Raw genomic sequence first — 13833 nt, forward strand, 5'->3', positions numbered from 1 at the left:
AGTGGTCGACGCCTCCGCTCCCGTGAGCCGCTGCCACAGATGGGTGTGCGCGAGCGCGCTGTTGTGGGCGACCTGTTCGTTGTCGCCCCCGCGCCCGCCGCCGGTGTTTTCGTGGAAGAGGTGTAGTTCCTGCCCCCTCTGGCCCTGTTCCCCGCGCTGGGCTACGCGCGGGCGTGGGACAAACTGACGGCGGGACCGGGACCGGGGCCGCGGCGCGGGTGAGGTTGTAGGCGGTGGCGCCTGTGTGAGCCGGGCGGCTTTCGCGGTAAACGTGCCCGAGGGCCGGTGGGCCAGGGCGGAGTCCTCCAGGTCGGCGAAGTGGTCGGCTGGGGTTGTGTCTCAGCGTGGTGGGGCTGAGCGGTGGTCGGGGGCGGTGAGGAGGCGGCGTCGGGGTCGGAAGTGGGGTGAGATGCCGCCTGCTGCGCCACAGCACGCAGTCCTCTTGGGATCTTGTGGGGGTGTACAACTATTCGGGTGGGGTGGGTGTCATATCTCTCGAGAGTGCAGGGTTCCGAAGGACTACGAGGGAGATGCATGCGTTTCATTCGTTCTGTTCTGGCCGGTACCGCGGTGGTGGCTCTGGCTGCTGGGGGTGTGACTGCTCTGGCGGTCCCAGCCTCGGCCGCGCCGAACACCACACCGCAGGAGGTCTGCGGGAGCGGCTACCAGACCGTCAACTCGGCTCCTGTCGGCTCGTACGGCACGGTCTACCTGACGTACAACCCGACCAGCGGTAAGAACTGCGTCACGACCATCCGCTCCAACCCGGGCACCGCGCTGGAGACGGGCGCATGGATCTACGTCGACGACACCACCGAGTACGCCGAGGACGAAGGGCTGTTCACGTCGTACGCCGGCCCGGTCTCCGTCTACGGCAAGGGCCACTGCGTCGACTGGGGCGGCCGCATCGCCAACGTGCATGTGCGGGTGACCGGGTCCAACTGCGCCTCCCTGAAGGAGCACAGGGTCACCACCATCCGCTGACCAGCCTGTCCCGGTCGTGAGGGGCGGGGTGCCTGCAACCCACGCACCGTAATCCCGCAGCGCGTCTGCCTGCCCTGCCAGGACCCGGCTGGATCCTGGCAGGGCGAGACGGAGGACACGGCGGTGGTGCTTCAAAGTCTCTCCGGTGCCATGGAGCGACACGTTCCCGCGCGGGGCACTGCCGCGAAGGCACGTTGCAGTCGAGCGGATCACGAACAACCGAGGCAGCTCGAACCTGGCGTCCACTGACCACCCTCGGCATCACATGCGATCAACCACGACCAGGCGCGATCGAAGGGGAAGAAGGATGCGGCGTATCGGAGCGACAGTGGCGGTGCTCGTACTGGCGGGTGCCACGCTGGGAATGACGGCGGGCACCGCGAGCGCGGCCCCGTCGGAGGGAGCGCGCGCGGTTGCGGCTTGTCCGACGGGCTGGGGCAGCGGTGCCAAGGGCGGTTCGACCATGGGGGTCGATCACCTGGAGAACATCAGGACCGGACAGCATGAGTGCTATGACCGCATCGTGTTCGACGTGCCCGGCGGCGGCGATCAGATCGACTACCGGGTCCAGTACGTAGACCGGCTCTACGCGCACCCCGCAGGGGAGTACATACCGGTCGACGGCGGAGCGATCCTCGATATCCGTGTCGGCGGGTGGAGCTACGACGTGGAGGCCGGCGCGTGGACCTACCCGGGCAAGGCCGGTGAGGCCCTGCCCGGTGTGAACATCAGGGGGTACAGCACCTTCCGGGACACACGGTTCGGCAGCACTTTCGAAGGCGAGACACAGGTCGGTGTCGGCGTGCGTGCCCGACTGCCGTTCCGCGTGATCCAGTTGGAGGACCGCGTCGTGGTCGACGTGGCTCACAGCTGGACGAGCTAGCTAGCCACCAGAGCAACCCGAAGGGGGCGGGTTCCCGGCATCGCGACCGCCGGGAACCCGCCCCTGTCCGCGCAAGGGCACTGTCACGTTGGCTGATCGGGTGGGATCTTCGGGTTGGTCGTGTCCGGAGAGGGCCGCTCGTGCCGTCCGTGCCGCCGTCGTACCGGGGCCACCGGTACCCGCAGGAGGTCATCTCCCACTGCCAGCAATGACGCCGTCCGCTCCCGCTGGCAGCTCCGCGTCCGCCAACGCGCCCGCTGGCAGCTCCGCGTCCGCCAACGCGCCCGCTGGCAGCTCCGCGCCCGTCAACGCGCCCGCCGGCAGCCACGCCGGTGGTGGCGGCGCGGCGGCGGGCACGTTGGCAGCCACGGCCCGGCGACACGTGGCATCCGGGCGAGGTCTTCATCAAGATCAACGGCGCGCAGAAGTACCTGTGGCGGGCGGTCGACGCCGACAGGAACGTGCTTGACATCCTGGTCCAAGACTGGCGGGACAAGGCCGCGGTCAGCAGGTTCTTCAAGAGACTACTGAAAGGGACCAGGTCGGCGCCCCGGGTGATCGTGACCGACAAGCTCCGCTCCTACGGCGCGGCCCGCCGCGAAGTCATGCCGTCGGTCGAACGTACACCGCCCTGCGGACCGGACTATCGTCATCAGACGATGTGCGTCCTCATGCGAATGGGCGTCCGAGCCCCGGTCCAGCGGCACTTGATCAACGGAGGTAGCCAGGGCCGTTCGGTTGGCCGGTCCGTCGTGGGCGCTGGCGGCTGCCCGCCTCGACGACTCTGTGCGAGCTGACCCGCACCGCTTCCGCAACCGACCCGGCTACCTGCCCGGAGAACGGCATCTGCCGCATCCCGGCTGCCGACTGAACGGGGCACGGGGTTCCGGGGAGCATTGCCTGATGTTGGCAGCCGGGTCCTGGCCAACTGGCCAGCCGTCCGAGGCTTTCAGGGCTTCGCACCCGCTGTGCTCCGGGGGCGCATAACCTGAGCAGTTGCGGGATGCCGCCCTCATGCCGGGGGTGCCCGCCGGACCCGCTCAGCTCTGCTTCCGACCCTCTGCTTCCGGCCCTCTGCTTCCTGTGATCGCGGCGCATGGCGCTGTGGAAGGCGCCTGCTGTGTTCCGGACCTACCTGCTGCCCGTCGAGGCCGCACTCACGCTGTTCCCTCTCATCGCCGCTCTGATCCTGGCTCCTGCGGCGATCCACGGCTATCGCCGTCGGGGGCGGGCCGGTGGCTGGCCGGTGCTGGTCTTCTACAGCTTCGTGTTCTACCTTCTGGCCGCGGTGCTGCAGACCGTGATGCCGCTGCCCGCGGACACCGACGCGCACTGCGCCACGATCCGGTACGCGGAGAGTCCGCAGCTTCAGCCGTTCGCCTTCCACACGCGTATCGCCTCCGCCGCAGGCGGCGACTGGTCCGTGAGTACCCTGGCCGGACTCGGTTCCACGTGGACCACGCTCCTCAACGCCATACTCCTGCTTCCCCTGGGCGTCTACCTGCGCTATTACTTCCGACAGAGGCTGCTCCCCGCAACGGTCGTGGCCTTGGCCACCTCGCTGTTCTTCGAGACCACCCAGTACACGGGTCTGTGGTTCGTCTACGCCTGCCCCTACCGGCAGTTCAACGTCGACGACCTGAGTCTCAACACCGCCGGCGCCGTCGTCGGCTGGCTGATCGCCGGCCCCCTGGCCCGTCTGCTGCCCGCCAACGACCCCGATCGTGAGCGCACCCGCTACGGGCAGCGCGTCACCCTCACCCGCCGCGCCCTGGCCTTCCTCACCGACCTCGCCGGCTGGCTCGTCGTCTGGACCCTGACCACCGGTCTCCTGGCCCTGGCCACCGACTGGCCCACCGGCCGCCGCTACGCCCTCCCGGCAGGCGCCGCCCTGGGGCTCGTGTGGTTCTGGCTCCTGCCGGTCGTCTTCGCCACCACCCCGGGCAAACGCGCCGTACTCCTGCGCCTGGCCCGGCCCGACGGCCGCAGGCCGGGGATCTGGCGGATCACTGCACGCGCCTGGACCCGGTACTCACCCCTCGCCCTGGCCTGGCTGGCCATCGCCCACCACACGCGCACCTCCACCCTCCCCGAGCCGGCCGGTGCCCTCCTGCCGTACGCGGCCCTGCTCGCGGCCGTGGTCGTCTGGGGTTCCCCGCCGCTGGTCGTCCTGCTCCGGCGCGACGGGCGCGCCTGGTACGAGCGCTGGTTCGACATCGTCAACCACCCCACCCCGGACATGTCCTCGCACGCCCCCGCACAGGCACCTCTTCCGACCGGGAGTCCAGAGATTCCCGCCCCCGTCCCAGACCCGAGTCGTCGAGCGGGCAGCGTGGAGCACGGCACCGGGCATGATCCGGAACACTCGGCGTGAGGCCCCGGCCATCGGCCGAGACCGCGCGGGCGAGGCAGGTGGAGGTGGCCGTCTACGGTGCGGCGACGACGACGGCGTAGCCTCCGGAGCCGGGGAGGCGTTCGCCGAGCACGATCGGCCTGTTCGAAACCGAGTTGATCAAGCCGCAGCGGCCCTGGAAGACCCTCCCAGGTCGAGCTGGCCACGGCCGAGTGGGTCGACTGGTACTACCACCGGCGCCTGCGCGGTGAGACAGGCCACGTCCCACCCGTCGAGTACGAGGCCGACTACTACCTGGCAACGACGAAACCCCAGGTCACAACCACAACTGAGATCTCTGCCGAACCCGGGGCGGTTCACTTCAGCCTGACGGATCGACTCGTAGTCGGCGGCTATCGCCCCATGACTCGAACGAGACCCCCACGGAGAACGGCGGGGAGCAACGCCAAGAATCGCACGGCGGGCACCGCTGGGCGACCGTGTTGGCGGGTGCCGATGGCCGACCGGACGCGGTCAACGTGACACGACCGACATCGGACGTCGCGAGGCAACTTCGGGGGCGACCCTCAGTGAAGGCTGACGGGCACTCAGGCATGACTGACGAACCGTCAGTCATGCAAGATCATCTTGCATACGCGTTGCGCAAGGTACTGAAAAGCAACAGTGACCAGTGAAGGGTCATGAAGGTAAGTATTCGCAGTTCAGATGGTGTGCTGCAGTGTTGTGCATCTTGCGCAAACGCTCTTGGGCCAGGCCCCCGTGACCCGGTGCACGTGCTTACGGAGAGTGAACGCGGGATCGGCGTGTCTGAGCCGGTCCGCGAGTGTGTACACGTCTACCCCGCCGTTGATCGTCATCGACGCGTACAGGTGTCGGAGGGCATGCGTCATCTTGTCGCGGGACTTCTCCCAGCGCCGTCCCTTCGCGTCGGGGTCAAGGGGCTTGATGAGGCCGACTGCTGCCAAGGCGGGCTTCCAGCGGTAGGAGTTGAACCAGTTCGACCCAGCGGTCCTTCGGGTCATCGTCGTCTCCCCCTTCGGGAAGGGCGTACGCCAAGAACGAGCCATCGTGGACTACCTGCCGTTGTACGTGCACCATCGGGCCGTCCGGATGCCTCCAGTCGATGCCTTCCGGCGACAGGCCGAATATCTCTCCTTGGCGAAGGCCCAGGCCGCGACTGCAGTTGACGAGTGCCGGGAAGTTCGGCACGGATCTTCTCAGTGTCCTCCCAGGACAGGCTCAGTTCTGCCCGGCCGCCGTCCCCTCGCTTCGGCTTGGCATCCTGTACCGATTTGGCCAGGCACGGATTCTTGGCTATCAGACCGTCGTCCACCGCCAGGTCGAATGTGGCCCGAAGGTTGTCGAAGACCAGGCGCAGCGTGGAACTTTCGAGCAGTCGCCGGCGATCGTGCAGCCAGTTCAGCAGTGACGACGGCTTCACGTCCTTCACTCGCATCTTTCCGACGGCGGTAGGGATGATGTGCAGCTGAACCCGCTCCTTGTGGCGGCGTACGCGCGCGGATTCTTGTGTCCGTTCCCCTTGAGCCATGTGAGGGCGAGTTCAGAGACCCTGACTTCTCCTGCGCGGGGATCGATGTACGACCCGTCGTTCACCCCGGACAGCATCTTGGTCTCGTGCCTGCGGACTTCGGCCTCGGTGCGGAACAGCTCCGTCTGCTGGATCCCTTCCCGGTTGCGCCAACGGGCCTGCCACCGCTTTCCGACCCCGTGATCCGCCGTCGGAACCTTGCCGTGCTCCCGGCAGGCCGACTCTCCGGCTTTCGGGCGCGACTTGTGCCAGCGGTCGTACGGCATGGGTTCAACTCCTGTTCTTCGGCGGACCTTGAGGTCTTGTTGCGGGTCCCCGTATCAGGGGCATAATCGGCGGCGAGATCGCGTGCCCACTCACCACATCATGGGTTGATGAGGTGTTGATCCAGGTGATTCGCCGAGCCCTCGCTGGCGTCTTCCGAGAGGTCGGGAGAGTCATAGGAATTACGCCGAAAATTCTTCTGTTTGGTTCGGCTGGAATTCCGTGCAACTGTTCCGTATGCCACCCCAGCGGACTACCACTCACGTGGTTCTTCCCAGACCGCTCCGAGCTGTTCGGAGTACCCATGCGTCAAACCACCGACCGTAGGGCAGGAGCCGCCCGTGGTGCGGGTAGCCGCTGTCCGTTGATGAGCGCTAGGAAACTAGCGACTTCCTGGGCGTGCCACTGAACACGGTCTACATGTGGAATCACCGACACCAGGGTCCGCGAGCCCACAAGGTAGGCTGCTATTTGCGCTATCGCTGGCCGGAGGTGGAGGCATGGCTGGAAACCCAGGCGGTGGACACCCGGCCTGAATCGGTGAAGACGCCTGTTCGTCTGTATGGGGAGGGAAACGGAGCCGGGCGCCCCTGCTCGTCAGAACCCAGAGCGGTCTCGCGCAGCGCCGTCCCAGCCAAGTGAGCCCGCTGGTCCTGACCCAACGGCGTGCCGGATCCCCCTCCGCACGTCGGGAGTTGTCCGGGACGAGGCACAGTCCGGGCGCAGCGGTACGCAGGGTGATGCCGAGGTGGTCGATGGCGGGCGGGTACGGGAGCTGGCACTGTACGGCCAGTTTGGTGATCCGGGTCGTGAGTCGCGGCGACGCGTCGGGCGTCAGTTGGCACGATCCCCAGGACTTCCACCGCCCGAAGGCCGCAATGACCACGGCAACCGATTGCAGTGACCCAACTCAGGCTGACGCCGTGGGCCACGGTTTGGTAGCTGTTGTCGTTCCGATCTTGAGGGGTGTGTGTCGAACGGGTACGAACGCCGCACCACCAGCGCCGAGGCGATGATCTACTGGTCGATGACCCTGCTCATGACCCGCCGCCTCGCGCGGCCGCGGCCTTCGCGAGCATGAACCGGCCCGGCGCGAGTTCGGCCAGCCAGCCGCGCGCGACCAGGCGTTTCGCCTTGGACCGCAGTGCCTCCACCTTGGCCGGCACCGCGTCCAGACCGAACATCACGGCCATCTCCTGCCAGGTCAGCGGCCCTTGACGGAGCCGGTCCCGGTCCCGGTCCGGGAGAGCTTGCAGAATGCGCTGGTAGTCCACCGACAGCACCGACCAGGCCAGCCCTTCACGCCACACCGGCACCTGCGACTTCGCCGCGTCCCGGGGCGCCGACCCACCCGCAGCACCCGGATCCGGGACGTCCTCCGTGCCGGCGGGACTGCCGCCGTCCGGAGCCATCACCCGCATCGACCTGCCTGCGGGCGATCACCCACTCCTGCCACTCCAGCTCGGCCACGGCCAGTTCGGCCTGGATGCGGTCGGCCTCCTCACGCAGCCCGTCCACCCGGCAGCAAGCTGCGAGTTCGTGCTGTTCCAGCAGTCCGACAACCGACGGCATCCGCAGCCTCCCGGGGAGCGACGACACGACAGGTCACGACTCCCGCCGAATCACCGTCCCTACTCCTGACCAGCGAAAACGCCGCCCCCAAGTCCAGAAGGACAACAACTTCTTACCACCGTTGCCGGCAACACAGGAGGAGCATGCGGCTCAGCTGCTGAGAGCCCAGAACTTCAGCGTCTCGCGTGACGGGATCGGTGCCGGTGAGGGGCAGAGCCTTGAGAGTCCGTTCGGCCACGCAGTCGACCCGGCGAGGCTGTTCGCCTGGGCCGGCGCCACGGCGAGCCGGCCAAGGCGCACCGATCCCGGGGGTGCCTTCATGCCTTTCGTCAAGCCGGAGCTGGTCATGCGACGGCTCCTTCGGGAACGCCTGGTTCGTAGAAGGTGCCGTCGCGGAGCATGGCGAACAGGACGCTGATGCGATGCCGGGCGAGAGGGGGTAGGGCCTGGGTATGGGGTTTGCCGCGGGCCCGGCATGTGTCGTATTAGGTGCGGGATGCGTGGTCGTGCAGGGCGGCAGTGTGGGAGCCGCGGCGCGTCTTGCCGTCGACGGCGACGACCTTCCGTTCCGGGGTCGGGGACTTGCGTTCCTGGAGGAAGTCGCCGATGGCACGGTCGAGGGCGTCGCCGTCCGCGGTGGCCAGGACGAGGCGGATGGTCGTGGCGCGGGTCGGGCGGATCAGGCCGGTCAGCGGGTCGGGACGGAACCCGAGCAGGGCCAGGACACGCTGTGGTCCATCGGCGCCCTACTCACCGACTGCCGCGATCGAGCCGGCGTCGGCCGGGGCGGCGGCGGCCGAAGCGGTGAGCAGGGCCGTCCATGGATGACGGATGCCGCGACGGGCCCGCTGGTCAGGCACCGCAGCCAGATAACTCCGCAGGTCAGCTGCTGTCTCCAGCGGAGTCGAGTCGGAGGCGTCCCCCAGTTACCGGAAGCATGACGGGAGGCGGGAAGATGAGTGCGCAGGCATGGACTCGCTCGGTGCTCGAACGGACTGGACACCCACAGGTTCACCAGCGGCCATGCCTGTTCTGCGTCCAGGATCGGTGCCGACAGTGATGGACAAGCCGTCATGTCCCGTGCTCAGCACGCAACCGCCCACCTCGGCACTTCGCAATGCCCTTGGCATCTGGGAGGTGTGGACACATGTGCGCCCTTCCGATGGCCCGGCATCAGGCCCGGTTCGATGGTGGGCGCGGGTCGTTACTTGGACGTCCTGATCTCGATGAGCATGTGCTCGCGACCCTGTTCGTCGGCGCTCTCGCCCACCGGGGTCCACTGCCCCTTGGCCACATCGAAGGACTTCTCCTCGGCGTCGACCGTCATGTCGACCTGCGCCTCGTGCTCGGTGCTGCCCTTGATCAAGTAGACGGAGGGAATCTCCAGGGTCAGCCAGCCGGAGTTGCCGGTGACCCGGAAGCAGATCTTCCCCTTGTCTCGCGCGAGGATCTCCAGGAGGCCGCTCTCGCTCGCGCAGTCGGCGTAGATGATGTGGCCGTCGCCGCGCTTCAGGACGATGCCCTTCTCGGCCAGGATCTTGTCGGCCCCGGGGTAGTTAAAGTCCTCCACGGCAACCGGCGGAGCTTCGCTCGCAACATTCGCGGATGCGACCTCCTGGTGCGCGCCGACTGCCCAGACGGTGGCGCCGGTCGCGGCGGCACAGGCCGTCGCAACGAGTCGAGTAATGAACTTCACAGGTGTTCTCCTCCACGTGACCTAATGCCGGACGGCACGGCTGAAAGTGTGCCCGAGGGGAGCCCCGCACGCGCTCCGGGAGCCTCCTCGGCGTCGCAATCAAAGCCTGCTAGTTGATCTTTGTCCACCCCTCCTCGCAAATCTCCCTGGAATGTATGAAGTTGCACGTTGGGCGGCCTGGTGCAGGTCAGGCACGGCCTGACGATCCGCCATGAACGGCCGAGGTCATTCCCTGCGAAATCGGAATGGCGGCAACGGGTGAAACCGGATTGAAGTACTCCATATTGTTCGCCAATTGACGTGTGATCAAATGGATGTTGGAATCATGCTGCCTCAGCGCCGCTGCAGTGCCGACGAGTTATTTGTGGACCTATCTGGGCGACACGGCAGGTGCGCGGCACTCTGTCGCACCATCGGGGCGAGTGCAGGCCGGATGGAAACAGTCAGAGTGGAAAGGAGTCGTGATGCCGCAGCATTCACGGCGAGTGTTCAGCAGGCGTCAGACGCTGGCCATCTTCACAGGGGTGGCGGCCGGCAGTGTGCTGTCCGCTGGTGCGTTCGGCATGCGCAATGCGTACGCGGCAAGCGGTTCCGGTGTCACGGCGGCGGTGCCTGAGGGGGCCGGTCTTCCGGATACCGACCGCGGCAAGGTGGTCTGGGCGTACAGGTCGGGACGCCGGGCCGTCCGCACCGCGGCGGCCGCTGCGCTGACGGGCTCCGCCGCGGATATAACCGAGTTCCTCGACCAGAAGGCACCTGTGGCCTGGGCCGAGGACAACAGGTTCGCGCTCGCGGAGTCCCTGGTCACAGCGGGCCCGGCGACGCGCAGCGCCATTGGTGCGGCGTTGTCCAGCGGGGACGCAGCGGTCGAGACCCTCCTCCAGGGCGGTTTCCGGACCGCAGTGGACGAGGATCTCAGGGTGGCCGTAGGTACGGTCCAGGCCCGTGGTTCCAGGGCTGTGAAGCGTGCGGGATCCGCCGCACTGGACACTGATTCCTCCTTCGCGTTGCGCGCCTTCCTCAGTGACGGGCGGTACACCGCACAGGAGGAGGACGATCGTGTGCAGGTGGCGACCATTCTCGCCTCAGCGTCACCACAGGTGAGTGAGTACGCGAGTCGGGCCCTGGACGACGGATCGGCCAGGGCCATCCGGTGGTTCCTGGAGACGGGGCAGTACATCGCCCGGGCACGCGACGAGGAAGCGGCCACGATCCAGCAGCTGGTCGACGTCGTGGAGAAGGAAGGGCGCCGCGCCGGTCTGATGACCGACGAGGCTGTCGAGCTGTCCCATCAGGCAGTCAATGCTTCCGAGAAGGCGAAAGCCTCGGCAATGGAGGCCAAGGCCGAGGCCTTGGCCGCCGAGAAGGATGTCGCACGCTCGGCCAAGGCGGCAGGGAAGGCCGCGCAGGCGGCCAAGGGCGCGGCCGCGGCCGCGTCGACCGCGGTGTCGGCCTCACGGACGGCGCAGTCCGCCGCACAGCGTTCGGTGGCTGCAGCCAATGCCGCTGCGGCGGCAGCGGCAGCGGCGGGACGTGCTGCGGCGAACGCGTATCGTGCGGCGATCGCCGCTTCCAAGGACAGGGCGATGGCGGGCGCGGCCAGCGCTGCGGCGGACATCGCGCTGAAGCTGGTGAAATTCGTACGCACGGTGGCCGCCAAGGCAGACCTCGCGGCCTTGGCCGGCGACGCGGCGGTGCGGGCGGGCGACGCCGCCCACAGCGCGGCGGTCAACGCGGCCGCGGCCGCCGGCGCGGCGGCCGACGCAGCCGTGGCCTCTGGAGCAGCCCAGTCCGAGGCCAATGCCGCGAAGCGGGCCGCCGCCGAGGCGGATGCCGCCGCGGCCAGGGCGACCCAGGCGGCGGGCAGGGCGCGGAAGCTGGCCGGGCAGGCGGCCGCCGCTGCCCGCACGGCGCGTGACGCGGCCAACAGCGCCGCCGATCACGCCGAGAAGGCCGCGGCCGCGGCCAAGGAAGCGGCCGCCCACGCCGGTGAGTCGGTCGACTACGCCAACCGGTCCACGCTGGCCGCCAACGCCGCTGTCGAGGCGGCGAATGCCGCCGCCGCCGCGGTCGTCAAGGCGCGGGATGTCGAACAGGCGGCCCGCCAGGCCGAGGCCGAGAGTCTGGCCGAGGAGACCAGTGAGGCGATCGAGCAGGCACGGCTCGCGGCGCAAGCGGAGTCGAACGAGCTCGAACGGTTCAACCGGGAGCGGACCCAGGAAGCACGCCTCTCCGAAGAGCTCCGGGCACTCATCAGCGCTGCGGAATCAGCACTGCGGAACGGAACCGTCGAGCAGGCCGCGGCGGCCGGTCGCAAGGCGGCGGTCCGCCTCTTGGAAGGCCCGGGGACCTGGACCCGTCAGGCAGCAGAGTACGCGCTGGCCGGTTCGGACCAGGACGTCGTGAACTGGATCGACACCGACCGCATCCTCGCGCTGCAGCAGGACAACGTCGAGAACGTCGCGGCGCTCGCCGCAATGTCGACGCAGGCCGTGGCCACGGCGGCCGCGGCGGCTCTGAAGACCGAAGACCCCGCCAAGATCAAGGCGTTCCTGGAGACCGGAGCGGTCGAGGCAGCCGCTGATGACAACCGGGTCGAGGTTGCCAGGATCCTGGCCGACCCCAACAGCGGCACGAGGGTGCGAAGCGAGGCATCGGCCGCACTGGACGCGGGGACCGCCGAGGCCGTGCACACCTTCCTGTGGGTCGGCCGCGAGGCGGCCGTACGCGAGGACGACCAGGTGGCCGCGTCGACGCTCCTCGCAAGCGGAGGCCCTTACACCAAGGCGGCGGCGCAGATCGCGCTCGAGGGCGACACCTTCATGCTCCGCCAGTTCATCGCAACCACTCAGTACGACTTCGCGCGGATCGACCACGATCGCGCCACGCACATCAGCGCGGTCCGTGCGTCGATCGCACGCGCGGCCAAGATCGCGGCGAATGCGCAGGAGGACGCGGCCCGTGCCTCCGAGGCTGCCGCCATTGCACGCCAGGCCGCTGACAAAGCGACTGAGTGGGCCAACCTCGCCAAGGGGTATGCCAAGGATGCAGCGAAGTCTGCACAGGAAGCACGTGACAACGCCGATGCCGCCGAGCGGTCCGCGGCCGAAGCGGCGAAGTCCGCCCGGACCGCGAGCAACGCAGCCGCCGCGGCACTCAAGGCAAGCCGCGTGGCACGCCAGGCCGCGACGCGAGCCGTGCGGTCCGCTGAGACCGCCGCGAGCTACGCCACGGACGCCGCGGTCGCGGCAACGACAGCCCGCAAGCAGGCAATCGAAGCCGGCAAGGACGCAGTCTCCGCCGCGCAGGCCGCAACCCAGGCCTACGTTCTTGTGATCCAGGCCGCGGTGCGCCAGGCGATCCAGAACGCCATCGACAATGCGAGCGTTCCCATCGGCGACGACGACGGCGAACTTCCGCCCGGAGCCGAGAGCTGTCTGACGCCGTTCGGTAAGCCCATCCCGTCCGGAAACGGCGCTACGCCGTTTGAGCTGGGGTGGAGCTGGCTCACGGGGGGCGGCGATCGGTCCCAGTGTTTCGGCCCGAACGACGAGTTCACCAGCCTCTACCGCTCGCATCCCTGGACCGACAAGACCCTCAACTACTTTGCTGATCGGGTGCGGTCCGGGGACTACGAGATGGGCCACACGTACATGTACGACTACAGTCTCGCCGGCGTCCAGGGCCTGAAGTGGCTCAGAGACATGGGGGCCACGCAACCAGCAGACGGACTCCTGACCGGGTACACCGGAAACCACGCATACGCGTTCATGGGCTCACAGCAGATCCGGATGACCCCCATCCGGAAGAACGCGGACGGCAGCGTGGTGTGGCGTTACACGGCGTACAGCGAGCAGAGCGCGGAGTCCGCAACCCGCCCGCCTGTCATCGGGTACCAAGACTGGTACAAAGAGTCCGCCGGTAAGGCCATCAATGGTTTGATCGACTGGGTCAGCGGCGACTCAGGACCAGGGTCGACCATGACCGTGACTGTCGAGTTCAACGTGACGCTGGGACCGTAGTGGGCAAGCTGACAAGCGGACGTTGGTTCGCCGCCGCCCTGGCCGCTGTCGCGGTACTCGCCGCAGGCTGCATGGCTCAGGTCGACCCCGAGCAGCTGCCCGGCCTGTACCGCAACGAGGAGACCGGCGGCGAGATCAGGCTTGATTCCGACGGCACATTCACCGCCACTCATCTGTCGACGGGCGAGCACGCCGACCCCGACGATTTCCACGGCAAATGGGACTTCGTCGACAACGGCACCCTCTCCGACGACTTCGTCTACCTGGACATCGACGAGCGCGGCGTCGGTGAGGTCTCCGGTGTCCACCTCTACGCGCGCGGCGGAGGGAAGATAGCGTTCAGCACTCCGGATGGGTCGTGGTCCCTGGTGCTCACCAAGAGCACCTAGCCTCGACGTTTTCGTGACGGTCCGTCGGATTCTCCGGCGGGCCGTTTCGGTCGTCCGGGCTGATCACGGGCAGGTCGGTGGCCCGGCTGTCGCGAGGGCGCCGGTTCCACAGTTCCGGTCG

The 13833-nt window shown here is 68.0% G+C and carries 7 protein-coding genes and 4 pseudogenes; 7 read left to right on the forward strand and 4 right to left on the reverse strand.

The genetic code is table 11. The features are described from left to right. Nucleotides 1–534 precede the first annotated feature (534 nt). From ACZ5WC_RS12425 to ACZ5WC_RS12440, 4 genes and pseudogenes are all read left to right on the forward strand, one after another. Complete coding sequence (locus ACZ5WC_RS12425; protein ID WP_468540751.1) at nt 535–984, forward strand: spore-associated protein; 450 nt, start codon at nt 535–537, stop codon at nt 982–984. Between the two features lie 307 nt (nt 985–1291). Beyond that, nucleotides 1292–1867, forward strand: coding sequence for an AMIN-like domain-containing (lipo)protein (locus tag ACZ5WC_RS12430; protein ID WP_468540752.1), 576 nt, complete (start codon nt 1292–1294; stop codon nt 1865–1867). A 338-nt stretch (nt 1868–2205) separates the two neighbouring features. Beyond that, nucleotides 2206–2487 (forward strand): annotated as a pseudogene (locus tag ACZ5WC_RS12435) (DDE-type integrase/transposase/recombinase); the annotation flags it as partial. 476 nt (nt 2488–2963) lie between these two features. Then, nucleotides 2964–4241 carry a VanZ family protein gene (locus ACZ5WC_RS12440; RefSeq protein WP_468540753.1) on the forward strand — a complete coding sequence of 426 codons (1278 nt, stop codon included), beginning with the start codon at nt 2964–2966 and terminating at the stop codon, nt 4239–4241. A gap of 1425 nt (nt 4242–5666) precedes the next feature. On the opposite strand, the gene ACZ5WC_RS12445 is transcribed toward ACZ5WC_RS12440, so the two are convergent. Beyond that, on the reverse strand, nt 5667–6035 hold the full coding sequence (locus ACZ5WC_RS12445) for a hypothetical protein (protein ID WP_468540754.1): 369 nt from the start codon (nt 6033–6035) through the stop codon (nt 5667–5669). Nucleotides 6036–7070: 1035 nt separating this feature from the next. Continuing rightward, nucleotides 7071–7605, reverse strand: a pseudogene (locus ACZ5WC_RS12450) (hypothetical protein). 121 nt (nt 7606–7726) lie between these two features. Here ACZ5WC_RS12450 and ACZ5WC_RS12455 point away from each other — a divergent pair. Further along, nucleotides 7727–7921, forward strand: a pseudogene (locus ACZ5WC_RS12455) (dihydrofolate reductase family protein); the annotation flags it as partial. A 28-nt stretch (nt 7922–7949) separates the two neighbouring features. Here ACZ5WC_RS12455 and ACZ5WC_RS12460 read toward each other — a convergent pair. Both ACZ5WC_RS12460 and ACZ5WC_RS12465 read right to left on the reverse strand, forming a co-directional pair. Continuing rightward, nucleotides 7950–8090: pseudogene (locus ACZ5WC_RS12460) on the reverse strand (IS110 family transposase); the annotation flags it as partial. Between the two features lie 719 nt (nt 8091–8809). Then, nucleotides 8810–9175, reverse strand: a complete 366-nt coding sequence (locus ACZ5WC_RS12465; RefSeq protein WP_468540755.1) for a hypothetical protein — start codon at nt 9173–9175, stop codon at nt 8810–8812. Nucleotides 9176–9765: 590 nt separating this feature from the next. Between ACZ5WC_RS12465 and ACZ5WC_RS12470 the strand changes: the two genes are divergently transcribed. Both ACZ5WC_RS12470 and ACZ5WC_RS12475 read left to right on the forward strand, forming a co-directional pair. Beyond that, nucleotides 9766–13323 (forward strand): ALF repeat-containing protein, encoded by a 3558-nt coding sequence (locus ACZ5WC_RS12470; RefSeq protein ID WP_468540756.1) that lies wholly within the window; start codon nt 9766–9768, stop codon nt 13321–13323. After that, the gene (locus ACZ5WC_RS12475) at nt 13323–13712 is read left to right on the forward strand and encodes a hypothetical protein (protein WP_468540757.1); all 390 of its coding nucleotides are present in this window, start codon (nt 13323–13325) and stop codon (nt 13710–13712) included. Before ACZ5WC_RS12470 ends, ACZ5WC_RS12475 begins: the two co-directional genes overlap by 1 nt. Nucleotides 13713–13833: the final 121 nt, after the last annotated feature.

Source organism: Streptomyces sp. NPDC033165 (assembly GCF_055577965.1).

Coding starts and splice junctions, on each gene's coding strand:
- ACZ5WC_RS12445 (WP_468540754.1), bottom strand. CDS start 6,035: ATGCCGTACGACCGCTGGCACAAGTCGCGCCCGAAAGCCGGAGAGTCG.
- ACZ5WC_RS12440 (WP_468540753.1), top strand. CDS start 2,964: ATGGCGCTGTGGAAGGCGCCTGCTGTGTTCCGGACCTACCTGCTGCCC.
- ACZ5WC_RS12430 (WP_468540752.1), top strand. CDS start 1,292: ATGCGGCGTATCGGAGCGACAGTGGCGGTGCTCGTACTGGCGGGTGCC.
- ACZ5WC_RS12470 (WP_468540756.1), top strand. CDS start 9,766: ATGCCGCAGCATTCACGGCGAGTGTTCAGCAGGCGTCAGACGCTGGCC.
- ACZ5WC_RS12425 (WP_468540751.1), top strand. CDS start 535: ATGCGTTTCATTCGTTCTGTTCTGGCCGGTACCGCGGTGGTGGCTCTG.